General features: G+C 66.2%; 17 protein-coding genes and 1 tRNA gene. 10 read left to right on the top strand and 8 right to left on the bottom strand.

What is annotated here, in order from left to right:
- Positions 1-70 precede the first annotated feature (70 nt).
- The 3 genes from EAO27_RS07775 to EAO27_RS07785 are packed head-to-tail and all read left to right on the top strand — an operon-like array spanning position 71 to position 3737.
- Positions 71-1381, top strand: a complete 1311-nt coding sequence (locus tag EAO27_RS07775) for a 3-methyl-2-oxobutanoate dehydrogenase (2-methylpropanoyl-transferring) subunit alpha (protein WP_242779210.1) — start codon at positions 71-73, stop codon at positions 1379-1381.
- Between the two features lie 32 nt (positions 1382-1413).
- On the top strand, positions 1414-2418 hold the full coding sequence (locus EAO27_RS07780) for an alpha-ketoacid dehydrogenase subunit beta (protein WP_242779214.1): 1005 nt from the start codon (positions 1414-1416) through the stop codon (positions 2416-2418).
- A gap of 5 nt (positions 2419-2423) precedes the next feature.
- The gene (locus tag EAO27_RS07785) at positions 2424-3737 is read left to right on the top strand and encodes a dihydrolipoamide acetyltransferase family protein (protein WP_242779217.1); all 1314 of its coding nucleotides are present in this window, start codon (positions 2424-2426) and stop codon (positions 3735-3737) included.
- A gap of 146 nt (positions 3738-3883) precedes the next feature.
- On the opposite strand, the gene EAO27_RS07790 is transcribed toward EAO27_RS07785, so the two are convergent.
- From EAO27_RS07790 to EAO27_RS07805, 4 genes are all read right to left on the bottom strand, one after another.
- The gene (locus EAO27_RS07790) at positions 3884-8965 is read right to left on the bottom strand and encodes a hypothetical protein (RefSeq protein WP_242779219.1); all 5082 of its coding nucleotides are present in this window, start codon (positions 8963-8965) and stop codon (positions 3884-3886) included.
- Positions 8966-9033: 68 nt separating this feature from the next.
- Complete coding sequence (locus EAO27_RS07795; RefSeq protein WP_242779222.1) at positions 9034-10116, bottom strand: hypothetical protein; 1083 nt, start codon at positions 10114-10116, stop codon at positions 9034-9036.
- A gap of 73 nt (positions 10117-10189) precedes the next feature.
- The gene (locus tag EAO27_RS07800) at positions 10190-10654 is read right to left on the bottom strand and encodes a hypothetical protein (protein ID WP_242779225.1); all 465 of its coding nucleotides are present in this window, start codon (positions 10652-10654) and stop codon (positions 10190-10192) included.
- An 11-nt stretch (positions 10655-10665) separates the two neighbouring features.
- Positions 10666-11670: a hypothetical protein gene (locus tag EAO27_RS07805; RefSeq protein WP_242779227.1), complete on the bottom strand. Its 1005-nt coding sequence runs from the start codon at positions 11668-11670 to the stop codon at positions 10666-10668.
- A gap of 168 nt (positions 11671-11838) precedes the next feature.
- Here EAO27_RS07805 and EAO27_RS07810 point away from each other — a divergent pair, with 168 nt between their 5' ends.
- Both EAO27_RS07810 and EAO27_RS07815 read left to right on the top strand, forming a co-directional pair.
- Positions 11839-13047, top strand: coding sequence for an AI-2E family transporter (locus tag EAO27_RS07810; RefSeq protein ID WP_242779230.1), 1209 nt, complete (start codon positions 11839-11841; stop codon positions 13045-13047).
- Between the two features lie 43 nt (positions 13048-13090).
- Positions 13091-13167 (top strand) — tRNA-Asp (locus EAO27_RS07815).
- A 114-nt stretch (positions 13168-13281) separates the two neighbouring features.
- Here the strand turns inward: EAO27_RS07815 and EAO27_RS07820 are convergent.
- From EAO27_RS07820 to EAO27_RS07835, 4 genes are all read right to left on the bottom strand, one after another.
- Positions 13282-13497 (bottom strand): DUF2842 domain-containing protein, encoded by a 216-nt coding sequence (locus tag EAO27_RS07820; RefSeq protein ID WP_278190137.1) that lies wholly within the window; start codon positions 13495-13497, stop codon positions 13282-13284.
- Complete coding sequence (locus tag EAO27_RS07825; RefSeq protein ID WP_242779233.1) at positions 13494-14066, bottom strand: 5-formyltetrahydrofolate cyclo-ligase; 573 nt, start codon at positions 14064-14066, stop codon at positions 13494-13496. The genes EAO27_RS07820 and EAO27_RS07825 overlap by 4 nt, the downstream gene beginning before the upstream one ends.
- A 221-nt stretch (positions 14067-14287) precedes the next feature.
- Entirely contained in the window at positions 14288-14749 is a 462-nt protein-coding gene (locus EAO27_RS07830) for a cell division protein ZapA (protein WP_242779235.1), read from the bottom strand.
- Positions 14742-14945: a hypothetical protein gene (locus tag EAO27_RS07835; RefSeq protein WP_242779238.1), complete on the bottom strand. Its 204-nt coding sequence runs from the start codon at positions 14943-14945 to the stop codon at positions 14742-14744. Before EAO27_RS07835 ends, EAO27_RS07830 begins: the two co-directional genes overlap by 8 nt.
- A gap of 137 nt (positions 14946-15082) precedes the next feature.
- Here EAO27_RS07835 and tkt point away from each other — a divergent pair, with 137 nt between their 5' ends.
- The 5 genes from tkt to EAO27_RS07860 all read left to right on the top strand — a co-directional run bounded on the left by tkt (position 15083) and on the right by EAO27_RS07860 (position 21245).
- Positions 15083-17050, top strand: a complete 1968-nt coding sequence (gene tkt, locus EAO27_RS07840) for a transketolase (protein WP_242779241.1) — start codon at positions 15083-15085, stop codon at positions 17048-17050.
- Between the two features lie 36 nt (positions 17051-17086).
- Positions 17087-18094 (top strand): type I glyceraldehyde-3-phosphate dehydrogenase, encoded by a 1008-nt coding sequence (gene gap / locus EAO27_RS07845; RefSeq protein ID WP_242779244.1) that lies wholly within the window; start codon positions 17087-17089, stop codon positions 18092-18094.
- Positions 18095-18219: 125 nt separating this feature from the next.
- Positions 18220-19416, top strand: coding sequence for a phosphoglycerate kinase (locus EAO27_RS07850; protein WP_242779247.1), 1197 nt, complete (start codon positions 18220-18222; stop codon positions 19414-19416).
- A 170-nt stretch (positions 19417-19586) separates the two neighbouring features.
- Positions 19587-20228, top strand: a complete 642-nt coding sequence (locus EAO27_RS07855; RefSeq protein WP_242779250.1) for a TIGR02466 family protein — start codon at positions 19587-19589, stop codon at positions 20226-20228.
- A gap of 147 nt (positions 20229-20375) precedes the next feature.
- Positions 20376-21245 carry a fructose bisphosphate aldolase gene (locus EAO27_RS07860; RefSeq protein ID WP_242780501.1) on the top strand — a complete coding sequence of 290 codons (870 nt, stop codon included), beginning with the start codon at positions 20376-20378 and terminating at the stop codon, positions 21243-21245.
- Position 21246: the final 1 nt, after the last annotated feature.

Here is a 21246-nt window from a genome sequence, read left to right on the forward strand (position 1 = left end):
TGTAATAATATGTCGCCACGTTGAAATATAACTAAACGGCGCGACGATTCGCGCCCGAAGGGATGAAGATATGCCCGAGACGCCCCCCAAGGCGAATCCGGGGCGCCCGGCGAGCAATCTGCCGCCGTTGTCGCTCCATATTCCCGAACCGCGCTACCGCCCCGGGGACACCCCCGATTTCGGAGACATCGATGTCCCCGCGGTCGACGCGACGCCGCGTCCGAGCGAGGATACCCGGCCCGATGCGATGCGCGACATGTGCTACGGTCTCGTCCGCGTGCTCGATTTCGACGGGGTGGCGAAGGGGCCGTGGGACCCGAAGCTGAGCGCCGAGCGGTTGCGGACGATGTTGCGCACGATGATGCTGGTACGCGCGTTCGACGATCGCATGTTCCGGGCCCAGCGGCAGGGCAAGACCAGCTTCTACATGAAATGCACCGGCGAGGAGGCGACCTCGGTCGCTTCGACGATGGCGATCGACCGGTCGGACATGTGCTTCCCCAGCTATCGTCAGCAGGGCATCCTGATCGCGCGCGACTATCCGCTGATCCAGATGATGAACCAGATCTATTCGAACCGCGGCGACCATCTGCTCGGGCGTCAGCTGCCGATCATGTATTCGGCGCCCGAACATGGCTTCTTCAGCGTGTCGGGCAACCTCGCGACGCAATATCCGCAGGCGGTGGGCTGGGCGATGGCCTCGGCATCGAAGGGCGACAGCCGCATCGCGACCGTCTGGTGCGGCGAGGGGTCGTCAGCCGAAGGCGACTTCCACTCGGCGCTGACCTTTGCCACCGTCTACAACGCGCCGGTGATCTTCAACGTCGTCAACAACCAGTGGGCGATCTCCAGCTTCTCGGGCTTTGCCGGCGGCGAGCGTACGACCTTTGCGGCGCGCGCCGTGGGCTATGGCATCGCCGGGCTGCGCGTCGACGGCAATGATCCGCTCGCGGTCTATGCCGCGACTGCGTGGGCGGCCGATCGCGCGCGCACGAACAACGGCCCGACCTTGATCGAGCATTTCACCTATCGCAGCGAAGGGCACAGCACGTCGGACGACCCGAGCGCCTATCGCGCCGCGGACGAGGCGACCGCATGGCCGTTCGGCGATCCGATCGCACGGTTGAAGCAGCATCTGGTCGCGCTCGGCGAGTGGGACGAAGAACGCCACGCCGCGCAGGCCAGGGAGCTCGACGATCTGGTCAAGGCGACCCAGAAGCAATCGGAAAAGCTCGGTATTCTCGGGCACGGCATGCACCAGCCGTTCGAGACGATGTTCCAGGACGTGTTCGAGGAGATGCCCTGGCACCTCAAGGAACAGTGCGCACAGATGCTCGCCGAGCAAGAGGCCAAGTTCGGCCCCAACTGGAAGCCCGAATGATGAGCGTTGAGACCCAAACCGCCACGAAAACCATGAACATGATCGAGGCGATCAACAGCGCCATGGACGTCATGCTCGAACGCGACCTCAACACGGTGGTGATGGGCGAGGACGTCGGCTTTTTCGGCGGCGTGTTCCGCGCGACCGCGGGCCTCCAGAAAAAGCATGGCAAGACCCGGGTGTTCGACACCCCGATCAACGAATGCGGCATCATCGGCGTCGCGGTCGGCATGGGCGCCTATGGCCTGCGCCCGGTCCCAGAAATCCAGTTCGCCGACTATATCTATCCGGGGCTCGACCAACTCGTCAGCGAAGCCGCGCGGCTGCGTTACCGTTCGGCAAACGACTATATCTGCCCGATGACGGTGCGCACGCCCTTCGGCGGCGGCATCTTCGGCGGCCAGACGCACAGCCAGTCACCCGAAAGCATCATGACGCACATCTGCGGCGTGAAGACGGTGATCCCGTCGAACCCCTATGACGCCAAGGGGCTGCTGATCGCGGCGATCGAGGACAATGACCCCGTCGTCTTCCTCGAACCCAAGCGCATCTACAACGGCCCCTTCAGCGGCTATTACGACCGCCCGGTCGAGCCCTGGTCGAAGCATGACGCGAGTGCGGTGCCCGAGGGCTATTACCGCATCGACCTCGGCAAGGCCGCGACCGTGCGCGAGGGCGAGGCGCTGACGATCCTCGCCTATGGCACGATGGTCCACGTCACGCGGACGATCGTCGAGGAAATGGGCATCGACGCCGAGATCATCGACCTGCGCACCCTGCTGCCGCTCGACATGGACGCGATCGAGGCGTCGGTGAAAAAGACCGGCCGCTGCCTGATCATCCACGAAGCGACGCGCACCTCGGGCTTCGGCGCCGAACTCGCGGCGCTCGTGCAGGAGCGCTGCTTCTACCATCTCGAGGCGCCCGTCGAACGCGTCACCGGCTTCGACACTCCGTACCCGCACAGCCTCGAATGGGCCTATTTCCCCGGCCCGGTGCGCATCGCGACCGCGCTCACCAAAATCTTGAAGGACTGACGCAAATGGCCCGCTATTCATTCCGTCTGCCCGACATCGGCGAAGGCATCGCTGAGGCCGAAATCGTCGCCTGGCATGTCAAGATCGGCGAGCGCGTCGAGGAAGATGCGCAGCTTGCCGACATGATGACCGACAAGGCGACCGTCGAAATGGAATCGCCCGTGTCGGGGATCGTCGTCGAACTCGCGGGCGAGGTCGGCGACCTGATCCCGATCGGCTCGACGCTCGCGGTGATCGAGACCGACGGCGACGGCGAGGTCGAAGCGCCGCCGGCCGATACGCCGGTCGAAGAAGACATCGTCGCGGAAACCCCGGGCGCCGAGGAAGTTTCGGTGGCCGACGCCGCCGCGCCGACACCCCAACCCGTTCGCCCTGAGCCTGTCGAAGGGCCGTCCTTGTCTTCGACCGTTGAACAGAAGGACGGGGCTTCGACAAGCTCAGCCCGAGCGGAGCATGGGAAGACTGTCCTCGCATCCCCCGCCGTCCGCGCCCGCGCCAGGGATCTCGGCGTCGACCTCGGTCAGGTCCACGCCGAAGGCGACCGCATCCGCCACGCCGACCTCGACGCCTTCCTGCGCTACAGCGGCGGGCAGGGCTATCACGCCCCCGGCGCCAGCCGCGCGCGCGCCGACGAACCGATCAAGGTCATCGGCATGCGCCGCAAGATCGCCGAGAATATGGCGGCGTCGAAGCGCGCGATTCCGCACTTCACCTATGTCGAGGAAATGGACGTCACCGCGCTCGAGGATATGCGCGCCGACCTCAACGCCAACCGCGGCGGACGGCCCAAGCTGACCATGCTGCCCTTCCTGATCGTTGCGATCTGCCGCACCATCCCGCAGTTCCCGATGATCAACGCGCGCTACGACGACGAGGGCGGCGTGGTCACGCGCTACGGCGCGGTGCATCTGGGCATGGCGACGCAGACCGACGCGGGGTTGATGGTCCCGGTGATCCGCGACGCGCAGGACAAGAATGTCTGGCAGCTCGCGAGCGAAATCAGCCGCCTCGCCGAAGCCGCGCGCACCGGCAAGGCGAAGGTCGAGGAGCTGACCGGCGGCACGCTCACCGTCACCTCGCTCGGCCCGCTCGGCGGCATCGCGACGACCCCGGTGATCAACCGGCCCGAGGTCGCGATCATCGGCCCGAACAAGATCGTCGAGCGTCCGGTCTTCGACGGCGACGAGATCCGCCGCGCCAAGCTGATGAACCTGTCGATCAGCTGCGACCACCGCGTCGTCGATGGCTGGGATGCCGCGAGCTATGTGCAGGCGCTCAAGAAGCTGATCGAGACCCCGGTCCTGCTGTTCGCGGATTGAAACCAAATCCTCCCTGCCGCGAAGCGGTGGGGAGGGGGACCGCTCGCGAAGCGAGTGGTGGAGGGGCTGGGAACGTCGCGTTACGGCCCCTCCGTCAGCGCTTCGCGCTGCCACCTCCCCATGGCTTCGCCACAGGGAGGATCGACTTATAACCCCAGTCCCTGAAAGCTCGTCTGGTCGAACTTCAGCTTGAAGGTCACATAGGCCCCTGAACGCGCAAAACGGCTGTCCTCGAAATCGCGGTCGTGAAACCCTGCGAAATTATAGCCGAGCGTCACATTGGCATTTTTCATCGGCGCCAGCGTGATCGTCGGCCCGCCCGCCCAGCTCAGCGTGTCGCCGCCGGTCCCGACGCGCACCGTGCCCGACGCCCCGACGTCGACATGCTCGCCGAGACTGAAGCGGAAATCGGCGCCGAGCAGGTTCGACCAGCCCTTCACATCGTCGGCGCCGAACCGGTCGAAATTATAGCGCGTGCCCCAGAAGAGGCCGATTTCGGCGCGTTCGTACCACATGCCGTTTTCGCCGCGGTCGCCCATCGGCGTCCAGTTGAGCGACAGGCTGTTGAGCGCGCGGCGGCTCGTCGCGTCGCCGTCGATCGTCAGCGCGCCGCCGCCGATCGGCCCCGGCTGGCCGGCGATCGCGCCCCGCACCTTGTCCGAGCGGAACTCACTCTTGTTGAGCCATTGCACGCGCGATTCGGCGGGGCGGTGCGCCCAGCTCATCTCGAAGCTCATCACTTCGGTCGTCGGCACCGTGCCGCTGCCGCTCGCCCTGGCGTAGGTGAAGAGCGCACCGAGCGCGCGGCCTTCGCCGAGCTGGCGCAGCGTGCCGAGCGTCAGCCCGTAACGGTTGGCAAGCTCCCCGTCGCGATATTCGGCACGCCCGGCCAGCGTCCAGCGCTCGGTGCGGTACGTCGCGCCGGTGCTGATCGCGAGGAAATCCTCGGTCAGCGTGCCGTTCCCACCCAGGAAACCGCCCGATGCCACCGGCTGCTCGATATTGAGTACGTCGCCCGCGCGGATGCCGCCGAGCGTGCGGTTGCCGTCGACCGACAGGTCGACCGTCAGCTTCTTGCCGAGCCGCAGCGTCTGCGACAGGCCGTAGGCGGCAAAGCTGCGCGGACCATATTCGCCGATATCCTGCTGGTTCGCGGTCGCGAGCAGCCGCGCGCCGGCCCAGGGCGCAAGGTCGAAGCCCAGCCGCGCGGTGCGTGCCTTGATGCTGTCGCCATCGGCGATCTCGTAGCTGCCGACCAGGTTGACGTCGCGCGTGATCGCGAAGTGCGCGCCGAGGCGGCGGCGCGTCGGGAAATCGACGCTCGCATCCTTGCCGCCCAGCGCGAATTCGGTCTGCGCGTCGAGTTCGAGGCGCTTTTCGAACAGGCGCTGCGTCGCGCCGAACTGGACGATGTTCGACACATTGCGCGTGCCGTCCGCCAGCCGGTCGTCGGCGTGGGTGATGCCGGCGCGCGCGACGGTGGTGCCATTGTCATATTCGGCCAGCGCGCGCGCGGCGCGGCGGCGCGATCCGACATCGAGATAATCCTCCTGCCACGCGCTGCCGGTCAGCGACAGCGTGCGCGTCGCGCGCAGCCGCGCATCGAGACCGAATTTGCGCGTGCCGTCCTCGCCGCGGTTGAGCTGGCCCGCGCCGAAGCCGGTCTGGCGCTCGCGGACATAGGCGAGCACGTCGACCGTCCGGCTGTGGTGCTCGGCTTCGACCAGCCACGCGGTCGCACGGCCCGGGGCGGCGACACTGCTGCCCGGCTTTGACGAGGCATCGCTGACCGCGATTTCGGCGCGGATTTCGGTGTCGACATTCGGGCGATAGCGCGCATCGACGCCGCCGAGATTGGTTTTGGCGTCGCTGCTCTCGTCGTGGATCATCGTCGCGCCGACGCGGAGCTGCTCGTCGTCCGACTGGTAACTGACGCGGCCACCGGCGTTGAGCACGCGCTCGCCGATGCCGTCGACCTCATATTCGGCGACGATGAACTGCGGATCGAGTCCCGACGAGCGGCTGAGCACCGGTTCGCGGAAGCGCAGCGTGCCCGCGAAATAGTCGATGTCGTAATCGATATGGCGCGTCAGGCTGCGCGTCTCGATGATGCGCTCGCTGTGCAGCCGGTCGCGCGTCTCGATGACGATCCGCTCGCTGTTCGGCAAAATGTCCTTCGCGCCGAGCTGGTACGGCCCCGTCAGGCCATTGCCCTGGATCTCGTCGCGGCGGAAGCGGTACGGCGTGTCGGCGGCGAAGGCGGTCGCGGCGATAGTCTTGCCGCGATACTCGGCCTTTCCGCCGTTGAGTGCGCGCTGGTAGCGGGCGAGCTGGGGTTCCGAAATGCCGGTCTCGACATCGCCGAACATCGCATAGAATTGCGGGCGTTCGAGCCGCAGATAGAGCTTGCGCACCGACGCGGCGTCGTAGCGCGTTTCGTTGTGGTCGGCGTAGATGGTGTAATAGGCGCGCGGATCGATCACGCCGCCGAAGCGCGCGTCATCCTTGTCCTTGTCGCTGTCGTAAGCCAGCGTCATCAGCCATTTGCCGCGCACCCGGCCCTTCGCATAGAGCGCGAGGCGCGCGTCGCCGTTGAGATCGTCGATCGTCTCGGCCACCGGTTCCATGCGGTCGTCGAGCGTGTTGTAGCCGATCGTGCCCGCGGCGAAGCCGACGACGGTCCACGGCCGATCGCCCGGATCGAGCCAGGTTTCGATCGTCTGGCCCCGCGTCACCTTGTCGTCGCGGAAGGCGAAGTCGATCGTCAGCGTGCCCGACGCCGTCGTGGGCTCGAGCTCGATATAGGCGATGCCGTCGTCGCCCGCGATCTTCCACACCGGCCGCGCGCGCTCGAGCCCCGACAGCTGGCGCGCCTGCTGCGCATCGGCTTCGACCGCGGGATGATAGGGAGCGGGGACGCTGAAATCGCCGGTCAGGCCGCTGCGGATGGGCTTGCCGTCGCGGTCGGTCAGCCGCACCGCCAGCACCGGCCGCGTCACGCCGTCGGCGACCAGCACCGACTTTTCACGGATCAGCGCGGCGTGCATCGGGGTGATCGAATAGTGGACGTTGCGTTCGAGCGTTTCGACCGTGACGCCGTTCGCGTCCTTCACGGTGGCGACGAGGCGGTTCTCGCCCTCGCGGATCTCGATCCCGCGCCACACGCTGACCGCGACCCGGCCGTCGGCGGACTTGCGCGCGCCTTCATAGGCGAGCGGATCGACGGGCTTGCCGTTGATCGTCAGCGTCACCGTCTGGCCCGGTGCATGCTTGATCGCGGCACGAACCGCCTTTGATCGCGGATTATGGTCGGGGGCGGGGAAGAGCCAGCCGATGCCCGGTGCTTCGCCGGCCAGCCAGTCGCGCCCCGCGCCCGCGGCTTCGGGATCGCCGGGCACCACCGGCGCTTCGACCCTGGCGATGGCATGCGCCGTGCGCAGGGCACCTGCGACGGCGCGGAAATCGGCGCGCTTGAGTGCGCCGCCGCGCCCCTCGACGAAACGCGAGATTGCGCTGCCCGCGCTCTGCGCCGATCGCGCGCAGTCGACGGGTTCGCGGTCGAGCGGCAGCGTCGACGGATCGATCTGCACGACATGCAGCCCGGGACGAACGCCTTCGAAATGATAGCGGCCGTCCTGGTCGGTGACGGCGTAGCTGCCGTCCCGCAGCATGACGCGCACGCCGCCGATCCCCGCGGCCTTGCCCGGATCGACGGCGCAGCCGCCGTCGGTGATGCGACCGATGATCGTCATCCGGTCGCCGAGCCGGTCGCGCTTGATCGATACCGTCGCCTCGGACACGTTGCTCGTCGCGCCGCGATTGTCGGTCGCCGTGGCGCGATTGAGCGCGTTGCCGGGTTGGGCCGATACAGCGACTTCGGCGAGATAGGTGAGCAGCACGCGCTGTCCGGGCGCGAGGGCGGGCAAGGCGACGCTGAAATCGCGGCCGTTCGCTTCGACGACCGGATCGATCCGCACGCCGTCGGCACGTACCGTGTCGAGGCGCAGCCGCATGCCGGCGGGCAGGGCATCGCGCAGCGTCACCACGCCGCTGCCGCGGCGCGCGTCGCGATTCGACACCTCGATCCGGTACTGGATCACGTCGCCGGGCACCGCGACCTGCGTCGAAGTCGTCTTGTGCAGGGCCAGCTCGCCGCCCGGTCGGTCGACCGGGATGTCGATCCGCACCGGTGCCGGGTCGTTCAGCGTGAAGACGGCGCCATAGCTTGCCGCGTTGATCGTATATGGCAGGCCGTCGTCGGGACGGCGGAAACCCGCGAGCGCGCCGGGATCTGCGGTCGAAGGGGCGGTGAAGGGCGCGGGCGGCTCGACCAGCAGGCGATAGGTGCCGGGCGCCACGAAGGGGAAACGATAGTCCCCGGGCGGGAAGGTGTAGACGGTCCCGCCGCTGTCGGTGACGCTTTGGCCGGTGACGACGCTCGACGGGTATGTCGAGACGCCGTCGTCGCCGAAGACCGGGGCCGGTCGGCCCGTCGCGGTATCGATGATGGTGACGCGGCTGCCCGCGACCGGCGCGCCGTCGCCGCTGTCGAAGACGATGCCGAACGGATCGACGAGGAAGCTGATTTCCGCGGTGGCGACGAGTTCGGCATGCGCGTCATCGCTGACCCGCATCGTCACCGTCGATCCGGGCGAGACCGACAGGCGGCAGTCGCCCGCGACCAGCGGCGGCGGCATGCCGATGCTGTTGATGATGCCGACGAACTCGCCGCTGTTTGCCGCGGTTTCCGACAGGGTGATGCGTTCGCGATCGCCGTTTTCGAGCTCGAGCGCCACGTCGAGCGTGTCGCGCGCCGCGGGATCGCTGTTGGCGCCGGCGAGCGTCACGCCGACCACCAGCACTTCGCCGGCATGAAAGCGTCCGGTGGGCTGCAGCGAGGCGGGGTCGGTCGGCAGCGAGGCGAAAACGCCGCCGGGTTCGATCAGGCTGGTCCCGCCGCTGCCCTGACAGCGGGTCGGGACGACCGGCGCCGACTTGGAGCCGAGGTTGCTGGTCAGCCGATAGGTGCTGATCGTCGGACGCTCGGGCGGCCGCGGCGTCGCTATGACGTCGACGCGGTTCGAGAACGTCTGCGCCGGACGTCCGCTCGCGGTCCATTCGGCCGACGCGGTATTGGAAATGACCTGCGCATCGGCGCGCGCTGCGGGCAGCGTGGCTGCCGCAACCAGCGCGGTGGCAAGGGCCAGGCATTTCGGGAGGAAGCTCATGAGCGTTCGGGCAAGGGGGGAGCGCCGCCGGAATTGACCGGCGTCGCTGCCCTTTCCTTTTTCCGCGATCAGTTGACGGTGGCGCGGAAGACCAGCGTGCGCGTCGCGCCCGCGGCCACCGTGGGAAGCGTCCCCGACACGACGGGGGCGGCGTAGCTGCCGCCCGCCGCGCCATCGGCGTTGCAGACGCCGGCGGTGACGGACCCGCCCAGCGCGATCGGTCCATTGGGCAGGCTGTTCGGGTTGCCCGAACCCAAATAGGTCAGCTGGCCCGGAACAGAGTCGGTAATGGCCACCGTCGTGGCATCGGCGCCGCCCGAATTGGCGATCGCGATGCAATATTCGACCACCGCGCCGGGAATCAGCTTGGGGTTCGTCGTCGTGTTGAACGGATCCCAGATCACGCGGCTGGTTTTCGTGACCGTCAGCGTCGCCGTCTTGACGGTATAATCGTCGGCGGCGCTGTGCGCGCCATCGCGGCTGCCGTCGTTGACGCCGATGCCGTCGGCAAAGACCGTGTCCTTGCCCGCGGTGTTGGCGCCGGCGGTCTGGGTGATGACTGCGCCCTGCGAACCCGCCGTGCCGCCTTCGCGCGCGGTCGCGCGCAGCTGGACGCCGGCGACCGAGCCGTTGGCGAGCCCTCCCGGAATGTCGGCGAGGACAAAGATGCGCGCCGTGGTGTCGGCGGCGAGTTCGTCGATATAGGTCACCAGCGCATCGCCGGCGTCCCAGCTTCCCACCGTGCCGGTCGTGGGATTGTCGCGATAGATGCGGATATTGGCCGCATTGAAGCTGTCGGTGCCGCCGTGCGCCGCCGTGCCGCCGCTGATCTGCGTCGCGGCGAGCAGGAAGTCGAGCCCCTCGTTCGAGCTGTTGGTAAGCTGGAACGTCGTGACGGCATTGGCCTGGCCGGGGACGACTTCGGTTGTCACTGTACCCACTTCTTCGACGAGCAGGTTGATCTTGCGATCGACGACAAAGATGTCCGACGCGCTCTGCTGCGTCTGGCTGACACCGCCGACCTGAAAATCGACGGTTGCGGTATTGGTAATCGAGGTACCCGCGGTCGTGCCGGCGGCGAACGCCGGCGCGGAGGCGAAACAGGCAATTGCCGCCACACCCAAGGTACCCATGTTGATCAGCCTGGTCATAGCTGAGCTCCCGGGTTCTGGTTGGTCGCCTTTCCCCACCGCCGGCGACCGTCAGGCGGTTTAAGCTATTCGTCTACTTTACGATTCCCCGGAACATCAGCTTGCCCGAAGCGCCGGCTGGAATCGGTTTCTGGAACGCCCAGCGGATGTGCGTGACGTCGCTCGGCTGTGCCGAGCGCAACGTTCCGTCGGACTGGCGGACGGTCAGGTCGGACAGCAGGCCCCACGCCTTGCCACCGTCGACCGACACCAGCGGACGCGTATCGCCGGCGTCGGCGAAGCGCACCGCGGCGGGCAGCGGGTTGGTGATCACGAATTTGTCCGCCGGCTGCGCGCTGGCGTTGCGATAGGCCAGCACAAAGACGAGACGGTCGCCGGGAACGACGACCTTCGGTTCCTCAAGCAGTACGCGCTGCTTGCCCGCCGCGTCGGTCGAAAGCCGTTCGACGAAGACACTGTTGTCGAGGGCGACCTGATTGGCCGCCAGAGCCTGGCCGGGCAGGAGTGCCGCGGCGAAGAGAAGGGGCAGGATTCGCATGCGATACTCCATCAGTCGATCGTGGTCTTGAAGGTGACGGTGCGGGTCTGGCCGCCGGCGACGGTGCCGAGCGCGACGTTGATCCGCGTGCCGTTATAATCGCCGACATCGCCATCGACGGTGTCGGTCAGGCTCGATCCGCCGAGCGTGATCGATCCAGCGACATAGGCGGTATCGGCGGGAATATTATCGACGATGGCGAGCCCGTTCACCGATCCGCTGCCTGCGACAGTGGCCACGATCGTATAGGTGATCGTCGCGCCCGGAACGGGTTCGCTGCCGCCGAAGGGGTCGAGAACGACCGCCGACTTGACGAGTGACACGGTCGCCGCCGACACGGCATAGGCGCCGCTATCCTGCCCGTCGGCACCGGTCGAGCCGACGACGGCATCGCCGCCGCCTTCGCCCTGGCCGGCGAAGCTTGTCCCGGGGGTGCCCGTCCCGGTCTTTGCCGTGGCAACGAGGCTCACGATGCCGCGGTCGCCGTCAGCGACGCCGCCGGGGGTCGTCGAAAGCACGAAAACGGCGACGCTTTGGTCGGGGGCGAGCACTGGGTCGTTGGCGCCCGGTGTGTAGAGGGTGTCTGTTCCGGCGTCGAAGATGCCGTCGCCGTTGTCGACGTAGATCTGCGTGACCGCGGGATCATAATCGTCGCCGCCGCCGTTCGCGACGGTCGAGAGCGCAAAGGCTTCTTCGCCATTGCCGTTGTTGGTGACCGCGAAGGTGAGCCGTTGCTGCGTAGAGCCCGGCGTCGTCGGAACATCGGCGGGATCGCTCGAATCGACCGTGACGTCGAGCAGTTCGTCGACGCGCAGGTCGACCTTGTTCGAATCGATCGTCTGCGTACCGCCGCCAGCATCATAGCTGGCGCTCGCGGTGTTGCTGATCGTCGAGCCCGCACGGGTGCCCGCGGCCTGGGCCTGCATCGGCAGGGCGAGCGCGGTTGCAAGGGCGAATATGGAAATGGCAGGGATGCGATACCGATGCGGCGCGCCCCCCACAGGCGCTTTCATCATCGTTAGTAACTCCAATGGCTGGTCCGTGGAGCCGTTCATCGGCCCGAAACGGAAATTTCTGGTTAAGAGCCGGGTCACCAAGAGAGATATTGTCCCGAAACTGGACAGGGGTGTGCTGTCTGGCGCGGCGCAGCAAGGTCGCATAAGGTATGGCGATCAGCGAGGGAGATGCGCCGCGTGGCCGAGGATCGGGGGGACAGAAACAGGCGACCGGCGGCCGACAATCCCCTGCGCCAGATCGAGATCGACGATTTTCGCCGTGACCGGTTGCTCGCGGCGCTGACGCTGATCCTCGGTGCGGCTTTCTGTCTCGGACTGCCCTTTGCGCTGCAGGCGGGCGCCGAGTTTTTCCTGCCGCTGACCGCGGCGATCGTCATCGCGATCGCCCTGGTCCCGCTTCTCGAATGGCTCGAACGGCGCGGCGTGCCCTCGGCGCTGGCCGCCTTTCTTGCGCTCGCGGCCTTTCTTGCGCTGGTCAATGCCGCGCTTGCGATCATCGTCGTGCCGGCGACCGGCTGGTTCGCGCGGCTTCCCGAATCGATCCCGCGCATCCAGAGCAACCTCGCGCCGCTGATCGACTTTTATTCGACCCTCCAGAAATTCGTCGACCGTACCCTGACCTCGGTCGCGACCGGGACCGAGGCCACGGCGCAGGCGGTCGCGGCGCAGGCGCCGTCGTCGGTGATCGACTATTTCATCTCGTCCGCGCCTGCCGCGGCGATCCAGCTCTTCTTTGCCGTGCTGGTGATCTTCTTCTTCCTCGCCGGCTGGACGCGGCTGCGCCGGGGAACGATTCGGCGCCGCGGCAGCTTCGATGGCGCGATGCAGACCGCGCGTGTGATCCAGAATGTCGTCGATGCGACCGCCGACTATCTGGCGACGATCACGATGATCAACGCAATCCTCGGCCTGCTCGTGGCGGTGTTGCTGTGGGCGCTGGGCATGCCGTCGCCTTTCATGTGGGGCGGGATCGTGTCGCTTTGCAATTTCGTCCCCTATCTCGGGCCGATCGTGGCTGCGACGCTGCTCGGGCTCGGCGGGCTGATGACTTTCGACGCGGTGGGAATCGCCTTGCTGCCGGCGCTGATCTTCATCGGCGTACACACGGTCGAGGCGAATCTGGTCACGCCGCTCGTGCTCGGCAAGCGGCTGACGATCAATCCGCTGCTGATTCTCGTGTCGTTGAGCTTCTGGGGGTGGATCTGGGGGGCGCCCGGAGCGTTGCTCGCCGTTCCGCTGCTACTTATTCTGCAAACTGTGCTGCAATCGACAGGGACGCCCGATCTCGGCGGTTTTCTGTTCGAACGGGGCACGCTGACGACGACCGACGAGGTTCGCGATCGATTAAATCGTGCGCCAACCGAAGGTGGCGGTTGACAGGCACCGGTGGGGCGCATATTGGCGCGGCACCCAAGCACACGCGGGTGTAGCTCAGTTGGTTAGAGTGCCGGCCTGTCACGCCGGAGGTCGCGGGTTCGAGCCCCGTCACTCGCGCCATTCCTTGTCTCTCGGGACGGAATGGCCACCGCAGCTTGGGATGCTTTCAGAAGCGGGATTGTACGGATTGGCGCGGCTTTTTAGCCGCGCCACCGCCCTCCGGCGCGCCGCGCCTCAGTCGCGCCAGTGCCCCAGTTCCATCCAGCGCAGCAGCGGCTTGAGCGGCAGGATCCAGACGATTCCTGCGGCGAGGTAGAAGATCGCCTGGAGTAGCACTGGCCAGTCGCCGACCCAGGTCGACAGGCTGACGATGATCGCCGCCCACAGGATGATCAGCATCAGGATAAGGAAGATGCCGGCGGGTTTGCGCCAGCTGGGTTGAGGATTCACATTCGGTCTCCGCAAAGGATGAATTCCTGTTCGGTCAGGATCGCGTCGAGCGCGATGTCGGTCGGTTCGGTGGGGACGGTGTCGACTTCCTGCACCGACCAGCCGATTCCCACGCGCAAGGTGTCGGGATGCGCCGCGAACCAGCGATCATAATGCCCGCCGCCCTGACCGATTCGGCCGCCGCGACGGTCGAACCCGACGAGCGGGCAGAGAATCAGGCCGGGAACGACGGGTTCGGCATCCGGGGCGGGTTGCATGGCGCCCCATGGTCCTTTTGTCAGTGCATCGCCGGAATGCCAGCGACAGAAATCCATCGCGGCGACGCGCGCGGCATGACGGGGCAGGGTGATCGTCCCGAGCGGTTCGAGCATCGCCAGGATATCGGGCTCGTCGCCCCATGGCGCATAGCCGGCGACGGGCGCATGCGCCGCGGCAGCCTCGGCCAGCGGGGAGGGGAGGGTTCGGAATGCCGCGAGCCGCGCCATGCCGTCAAGGCTGGCGACGAAGTGGCGGCGACGAAAGCGAAGTCTTTCGCGCAGATGCGCCTTACTGCGGGCCGGATCGGTCATTGCCTCTTCAGCCCGCTCAAAGGGTGGGTGGCGGGACCACCATGGGGTCGTTTGCCGGAAAATCCTCTGACGCCAGTAACGTCAGGTGGGGGCCATGTACGTCGGACCAGGGTCCGGGCAGGGACAGCTCCCTTGGATGATGTATCGCCTCAGGGATATTCGCAGCGGCTCGTGCCGGGCAGTGCCCGCCATCGCCTATGTAGGGATGCCAGGCGCCCGGCTCAAGGCATTTGCTCGACCTTCGACGCGAGCGCCTCGATCCGGTCGGCGATCTGCTCGAGCGCGCGGCCGTAGGCCGGTGCGGCGACCGCGGCCGGCGGACGCTGGCGGAACTGCTCCAGTTCCGCGAGTGCCGCCTGCGCGCGCTCGGTCGCCGTTCTGACCTCGGCGCGTGCGCTTCGTAATTCCTCCCGTGTCGACGCTTCGCGGCTCTCGGCGAGTGCGACCGCGGCGCGCAGCGAATCGAGCTGGGGTTCGGCATGGCCGGCCTTGCTCGCCGCCTCTTGACCCTCGTCGGCGAGCATCAGCGCCGCAAAGAGCAGCTGGCGTACCTCGGTGCCACCCTGGATCGTACGCGCCTTGGCATCGACGATCGCGGCCAGCTGCATCAACTGTGCTTCCTGCCCGTCGGCGCAATGCACGTCATAGGGCCGTCCGGCTATGGTGAGCTTGACGTCAGCCATGTTTCGCCTCCGCGATCAACCGGTCCAATTCGCCAATTACCGCAGCCACTTCGGCTTTCAGCGCCGATTGTTCGGCAGGGGGTAGCGCGGTGGCGGACTGGACGGGGCGGGTGGCGCGCTCGGTCAGCGCCTTTTCCATCCGGCTGATCGCCCGTTCGATGCGGCCGATGGCGAGGCTGGCGTCGTCGAGTTCCATGCGTCTAGGCGTAGCAGCGGTGAATTGCGCCCTCAAGCGCGCATTTCTTGCCGCCAGCGGTTGACTTCGCGGCCTCCCCCCGCAAAGGGCTGTCCCCACCGAATCCCGCCACCTGCCCAACCTTTTCCGGGGGAATTATGACACTGCCCGAACGTCAGCTCGCCAACGCGGTCCGCGCGCTTGCGATGGACGCCGTACAGACCGCGAACAGCGGCCACCCGGGAATGCCGATGGGCATGGCCGACGTCGCCACCGTCCTTTATGCGAACTATCTGAAATTTGACCCGGCCGATCCGAAGTGGCCTGACCGTGATCGATTCGTCCTGTCGGCGGGGCATGGATCGATGCTCGCCTATGCGACGCTGCACCTTGCCGGTTATGCGCGTCCGACGATCGACGACATCCGCAATTTCCGTCAGCTGCACAGCCCGTGCGCGGGGCATCCCGAGAATTTCGAGCTTGAGGGTATCGAGACGACGACGGGACCGCTGGGGCAGGGCTTGGCGACCGCGGTCGGCATGGCGATCGCCGAGCGTCATCTCAACGCGCTCTACGGTGACGATCTGGTCGACCATCGCACCTATGTCATCGCCGGGGACGGCTGCCTGATGGAGGGCATCAACCACGAGGCCATCGGTCTGGCGGGTCACTTGCAACTTGGCCGGCTCATCGTGCTGTGGGACGACAACAAGATCACGATCGACGGGTCGACCGATCTGTCGACGAGCGAGGATGTCAAGGCGCGTTACGCCGCTACCGGCTGGCACGTCGACAGCTGCGACGGGCACGATCCCGCCGACATTCGTCGCGCGCTCGATGGCGCGATTGCCGACAATCGCCCCTCGCTGATCGCCTGCCGCACGCTGATCGGTTTCGGCGCCCCCAACAAGCAGGGCACCTCGGCAACGCATGGCTCGCCGCTCGGGGCTGACGAAATCGCCGCGACGCGGGCGAATCTCGGCTGGACCGCGGCTCCCTTCGAAATTCCTGCGGACATTGCCGCAGCGTGGGCCGCATTCGGTGAAGCAGGCAAGAAGCTTCACGCGGAATGGAGTGATCGACTTGCAAGCAACGAAAAGAAAAGCGAATTTGACGCTCGACTGAGCGGCGATGTTGTTCCCGGCGACGCCTTCAAGGCCTATCTCGATGGACTCGTTGCCGAGCCGCCGAAGGTGGCGACGCGCAAGGCGTCGGAAAATACCCTGACCGCGCTGACGGCGGACATCGCGTCGCTGGTCGGCGGCAGCGCTGACCTTACCGGTTCGAACAATACCAAAACGTCATCGACTAATGCTCTGACAAAAGATGATTATTCCGGCCGTTATCTCTATTATGGCATCCGCGAATTCGGCATGTCGGCGGCAATGAACGGCATGGCGTTGCACGGCGGCATCATCCCCTATGGCGGCACTTTCCTCGTCTTTGCCGACTATTGCCGCGCCGCGATCCGCCTGTCGGCGCTCCAGCAGCAGCGCGTCGTCTATGTCATGACACACGACAGCATCGGGCTCGGCGAGGATGGCCCGACGCACCAGCCGATCGAGCATCTGCAATCGCTGCGCGCGATGCCGAACCTGCTCGTGATGCGCCCCGCCGACGCGGTCGAAACCGCCGAATGCTGGGCGCTTGCGCTGGCGCAGAAGGATCGTCCGTCGCTGCTCGCGCTCACGCGCCAGAATCTGCCCGCCCTGCGTCATGACGTCAGCGAAAATCTATGCCTGAAGGGCGGTTACCGCCTTCGCGGCGCATCGGCGGCGCGCAAGGTGGTGCTCGTTGCCACCGGCTCCGAAGTCTCTCTGGCGCTCGACGTTGCCGACAAGCTCGAGGCCGCGGGTCATGGCGCCGACGTCGTCTCGATGGTCTCGACCGAGCTCTTCGACGAACAGGACGCCGCCTACCAGGCCGATATTCTGCCCGGCGACGCGCTGATCGTCTCGATCGAGGCAGGGACGACCTTTGGCTGGGAACGCTACACCGGCCGCGACGGCCTGCGTTTCGGTATCGACAGCTTCGGCGCTTCGGCACCGATCGACGATCTTTACGATCACTTCGGCCTGACAGCCGGGAAGATCACCCCCCAGATCTTGGCACGGCTCGGCGTCTAGGCCGACCGAAACTCTCTTCAGAAAGGATTTTTCGAGATGGCAGTGAAGGTTGCAATCAACGGGTTCGGACGCATCGGCCGCAACGTGGCGCGCGCGATTCTGGAGCGTACCGACCACGATCTCGAACTCGTGTCGATCAACGACCTGGGCGATGCCAAGGCGAATGCCCGCCTGCTTCGCAATGACTCGGTTCACGGCGCTTTCAACGGTACCGTCGAAGTCGACGGCAGCGACCTGATCATCAACGGCAAGCGCATCCAGGTGACTGCCGAGCGCGATCCGGCGGCGCTGCCGCATGCCGCCAACGGCATCGACATCGTGATGGAATGCACGGGCTTCTTCACCAACAAGGCCGGTGGCCAGAAGCATCTCGACGCCGGCGCGAAGCGTGTGTTGATCTCGGCCCCTGCCAAGGAAGTCGACCTGACCGTCGTCTATGGCGTCAACGACGACCAGATCACCGCCGATCACCTGATCATCTCGAACGCGTCGTGCACCACCAACTGCCTCGCGCCCTTCGCCAAGGTGCTGCACGAGGCGATCGGTATCGAGCGCGGGCTGATGACCACGATCCACGCTTACACCAACGACCAGAAGATCCTCGACCAGATCCATGACGATCCGCGTCGCGCGCGCGCCGCCGCGATGTCGATGATTCCGACCTCGACCGGCGCCGCGGTAGCCGTCGGCCTGGTTCTGCCCGAACTCAAGGGCAAGCTCGACGGTTCGTCGATCCGCGTCCCGACCCCGAATGTCTCGGTCGTCGACCTGACCTTCACGCCATCGCGCGACACGACAAAGGAAGAAGTCAACGCGGTGCTCAAGGCCGCAGCCGAAGGCCCGCTGAAGGGCGTGCTCGGTTATACCGAAGAGCCGCTGGTCTCGATCGACTTCAACCATAATGCGGCGAGCTCGACCATCGACAGTCTCGAAACCGCGGTCATCGACGGCAAGCTGGTGCGCGTGCTCAGCTGGTACGACAATGAATGGGGTTTCTCGAACCGCATGATCGACACCGCAGGCGTGATCGCGAAACTGCTTTGATTTCCGGCCCGTTCGGACTGAGCTTGTCGAAGTCCTGTCCTTCTTGAAGGAAAGAACGGTTCCCTTCGGCCGAGATTTCGGCCGAAGGGGCAAGCTTCCACAGGCTCAGGCGAGCGGAGTGAGAAATGACGACTTTCAAGACCCTCGACGATATCGGTGACGTCGCCGGCAAGCGCGTACTTGTGCGCGTTGACCTGAATGTGCCGATGTTCGACGGTGCTGTAACTGACGATACGCGAATCCGTGCGGCCATGCCGACGATCCGCGAACTGTCTGACAAGGGCGCGATCGTGCTGCTGCTCGCCCATTTCGGGCGGCCCAAGGGTGCGAAGAACCCGACCCAGTCGCTCAGCCTCGTCATCGATGCGGTGGCCGACGTGCTGGGCCATTCGGTGATGTTCATCCCGGACTGCATCGGCGAGGGAGCGAAGGCCGGGTTGACCGTGCTTGCCTCCGGCGACGTCGCGGTGATGGAAAACACCCGCTTCCATCCCGGGGAAGAGAAGAACGACCCCGCCTTCGCCGACGCGCTGGCCGAAATCGGCGACCTTTACGTCAACGACGCCTTTTCGGCGGCACACCGCGCGCATGGTTCGACCGAGGGTATCGCCCGGCGGCTTCCCGCCTACGCGGGCCGCGCGATGGAGGCGGAGCTCAAGGCGCTCGACGCCGCGCTCGGCAATCCGTCGCATCCGGTCGCTGCGGTCGTTGGCGGCGCCAAGGTGTCGAGCAAGATCGACGTGCTGCGCAACCTGGTCGGCAAGGTCGATCATCTGATTATCGGCGGGGGCATGGCGAACACCTTCCTCGCCGCGCGCGGGGTCGATGTCGGCAAGTCACTGTGCGAGCATGATCTGGTCGAGACGGCCAACGCGATCTTCGACAGCGCCGACGCGGCGGGCTGCACCATCCATTTGCCCTATGACGTCGTGGTGGCGACGCAGTTTGCCGCCAATCCGCCGACGCGCACGGTAAATGTGCACGAGGTCGCCGACGACGAGATGATTCTCGACGTCGGGCCAGCGGCGGTCGAGGCGCTCGCCGACGTGCTCAAGAACTGCCGCACGCTCGTGTGGAACGGCCCGCTCGGTGCGTTCGAAACGCCGCCGTTCGACACCGCAACCGTTGCACTCGCAAGGACCGCTGCCGCATTGACCCGCGAAGGGTCGCTGGTGTCGGTCGCCGGTGGCGGCGACACTGTCGCAGCGCTCAACCACGCGGAGGTTGCTGCCGATTTCACCTTCGTATCGACCGCGGGCGGGGCCTTCCTCGAATGGATGGAAGGCAAGCCGCTGCCGGGAGTCGACGCGCTGCGGAATTGATCGTTTCGCGTGAAGGAAGCGTCGGACCGGTCCGGCTTGCGCACGGGTGCCCGCGCGTTGCATCGACCTGACCGGCTCGCTATGCCCTTGGCGATGATTGCTACCTCCGTCGTCCCGCTCGAAACTGCAACGCTGTGTGGTCAGCCGCAGCATTCGGGACCGTACGCGTCATGAGTGCGCAACTGGTCGGTTTGTTCGACACGCCCATCGTCGTCGACGAACTGCCGGACGCCGCCGCAGTCAATGCCGCACTCAAGCCGTTGATCCTTGCGCGGCGCTCGCAAAGCGACGGCGTGACGCTTTCGAACATCGGCGGATGGCAGTCGGACCATGACGTTGCGGACTGGGGGGGCGAAGCGATCCGGCATCTGCTGAGCCATGTCACCGCGCTTGCCGATGCGCATTGCGTCGATGTCGTCTCGCCGGGGGCGGCCCGGCATCGCTGGGCGAACGACATATGGGTCAACGTGTCGCCGCCGCATGCATCGAACCAGATGCATACGCATCCCGGCGCCTATTGGTCGGCGGTCTATTATGTCGACGATGCATCGGATACGAACGACGGCGGGCAGGGCGGCGAACTGGTCATCGAAGACCCGCGCATGCCGATGATATTGATGACGATGCCCAACCTGCGGTTGCGCGGGGCCAATGGCGGGGTGCACGAGCCGCAACTCAAGATGCGGGTGCGGACCGGACGGATCATCATGTTTCCGTCGTGGCTCAGCCACGGCGTGGTGCCCCACCGCGGAACGCGCGAGCGCATCTCGATCGCGATCAACCTTCTGGCGGTGCCTCTCAATCCGGCCTGACGCGGCGTACGGGCCAGCGTCGGTGCGCGCGCCGTGCTGTGCGGGGGGCGGCAGCGTGGATTGCATCCGGGCGGGCGGGTCGCTATGCGGACCCGCGACATACGTATGCAACCAACCGGAGATGTTATGACAACCGCCAACGCCGCCATGCTCGAACAGATCAAATCGGGTCAGGGGTTCATCGCCGCGCTCGACCAGAGCGGCGGTTCGACGCCCAAGGCATTGAAAGGTTACGGCATCGAAGCTGACGCTTTTTCGAACGATGAGGAAATGTTCGGCCTGATCCACGACATGCGCAGCCGCATCGTCACCGCGCCCTGCTTCAACGGCGACAAGGTGATTGGGGCGATCCTGTTCGAGCGCACGATGGATGGCGATGCCGGTGGCAAACCGGTTCCGGCGCTGCTCTGGGACCGCGGCGTTGTGCCGTTCCTCAAGGTCGACAAGGGACTCGAGGACGAAGCCGACGGCGTGCAACTGATGAAGGCCAACCCCGACCTCGACGCGCTGTGCGCGCGTGCGGTGGCGAAGGGTGTGTTCGGCACCAAGATGCGCAGCGTGATCAACCTCGCCAACGAAGCGGGGGTCAAGGCGATCGTCGAGCAGCAGTTCGCCGAAGCGAAGCGCATCGCCGCGCACGGGCTGGTGCCGATCATCGAGCCCGAAGTGAACATCAAGAGCAGCGAACGCGACGCCGCCGACCGGTTGCTGCTTGCTGCGACGCTCGCCGCGCTCGACGCGTGGGACGGCGCGCCCGTCATGCTCAAGCTCTCGCTGCCGACCGAGGCCGGGCTGTTCCAGCCGCTGGTCGATCACCCCAAGGTGCTGCGCGTCGTGGCGCTTTCGGGCGGCTTCGCGCGCCCCGAAGCCTGCGTCGAACTGGCGAAGAACCCGGGCATCATCGCGAGCTTCAGCCGCGCGCTGCTGGAAGACCTCCGCCACCAGATGAGCGATGATGAATTCAACGCCTCGCTCGGCGGCGCAATCGACGAAATTCACGCGGCCTCCGTGGCCTGAG

It is taken from the genome of Sphingopyxis sp. YF1, assembly GCF_022701295.1.
GTDB lineage: Bacteria > Pseudomonadota > Alphaproteobacteria > Sphingomonadales > Sphingomonadaceae > Sphingopyxis.

Excerpts from the sequence above, each read along its gene's own strand:
- tkt (WP_242779241.1), top strand. The coding sequence starts at position 15,083 with ATGACACTGCCCGAACGTCAGCTCGCCAACGCGGTCCGCGCGCTTGCG.
- EAO27_RS07855 (WP_242779250.1), top strand. The coding sequence starts at position 19,587 with ATGAGTGCGCAACTGGTCGGTTTGTTCGACACGCCCATCGTCGTCGAC.
- EAO27_RS07795 (WP_242779222.1), bottom strand. The coding sequence starts at position 10,116 with ATGACCAGGCTGATCAACATGGGTACCTTGGGTGTGGCGGCAATTGCC.
- EAO27_RS07860 (WP_242780501.1), top strand. The coding sequence starts at position 20,376 with ATGCTCGAACAGATCAAATCGGGTCAGGGGTTCATCGCCGCGCTCGAC.
- EAO27_RS07805 (WP_242779227.1), bottom strand. The coding sequence starts at position 11,670 with ATGATGAAAGCGCCTGTGGGGGGCGCGCCGCATCGGTATCGCATCCCT.
- EAO27_RS07825 (WP_242779233.1), bottom strand. The coding sequence starts at position 14,066 with ATGACCGATCCGGCCCGCAGTAAGGCGCATCTGCGCGAAAGACTTCGC.
- EAO27_RS07810 (WP_242779230.1), top strand. The coding sequence starts at position 11,839 with ATGCGCCGCGTGGCCGAGGATCGGGGGGACAGAAACAGGCGACCGGCG.
- EAO27_RS07850 (WP_242779247.1), top strand. The coding sequence starts at position 18,220 with ATGACGACTTTCAAGACCCTCGACGATATCGGTGACGTCGCCGGCAAG.
- EAO27_RS07800 (WP_242779225.1), bottom strand. The coding sequence starts at position 10,654 with ATGCGAATCCTGCCCCTTCTCTTCGCCGCGGCACTCCTGCCCGGCCAG.
- EAO27_RS07790 (WP_242779219.1), bottom strand. The coding sequence starts at position 8,965 with ATGAGCTTCCTCCCGAAATGCCTGGCCCTTGCCACCGCGCTGGTTGCG.
- EAO27_RS07780 (WP_242779214.1), top strand. The coding sequence starts at position 1,414 with ATGAACATGATCGAGGCGATCAACAGCGCCATGGACGTCATGCTCGAA.
- EAO27_RS07775 (WP_242779210.1), top strand. The coding sequence starts at position 71 with ATGCCCGAGACGCCCCCCAAGGCGAATCCGGGGCGCCCGGCGAGCAAT.
- gap (WP_242779244.1), top strand. The coding sequence starts at position 17,087 with ATGGCAGTGAAGGTTGCAATCAACGGGTTCGGACGCATCGGCCGCAAC.
- EAO27_RS07835 (WP_242779238.1), bottom strand. The coding sequence starts at position 14,945 with ATGGAACTCGACGACGCCAGCCTCGCCATCGGCCGCATCGAACGGGCG.
- EAO27_RS07785 (WP_242779217.1), top strand. The coding sequence starts at position 2,424 with ATGGCCCGCTATTCATTCCGTCTGCCCGACATCGGCGAAGGCATCGCT.
- EAO27_RS07830 (WP_242779235.1), bottom strand. The coding sequence starts at position 14,749 with ATGGCTGACGTCAAGCTCACCATAGCCGGACGGCCCTATGACGTGCAT.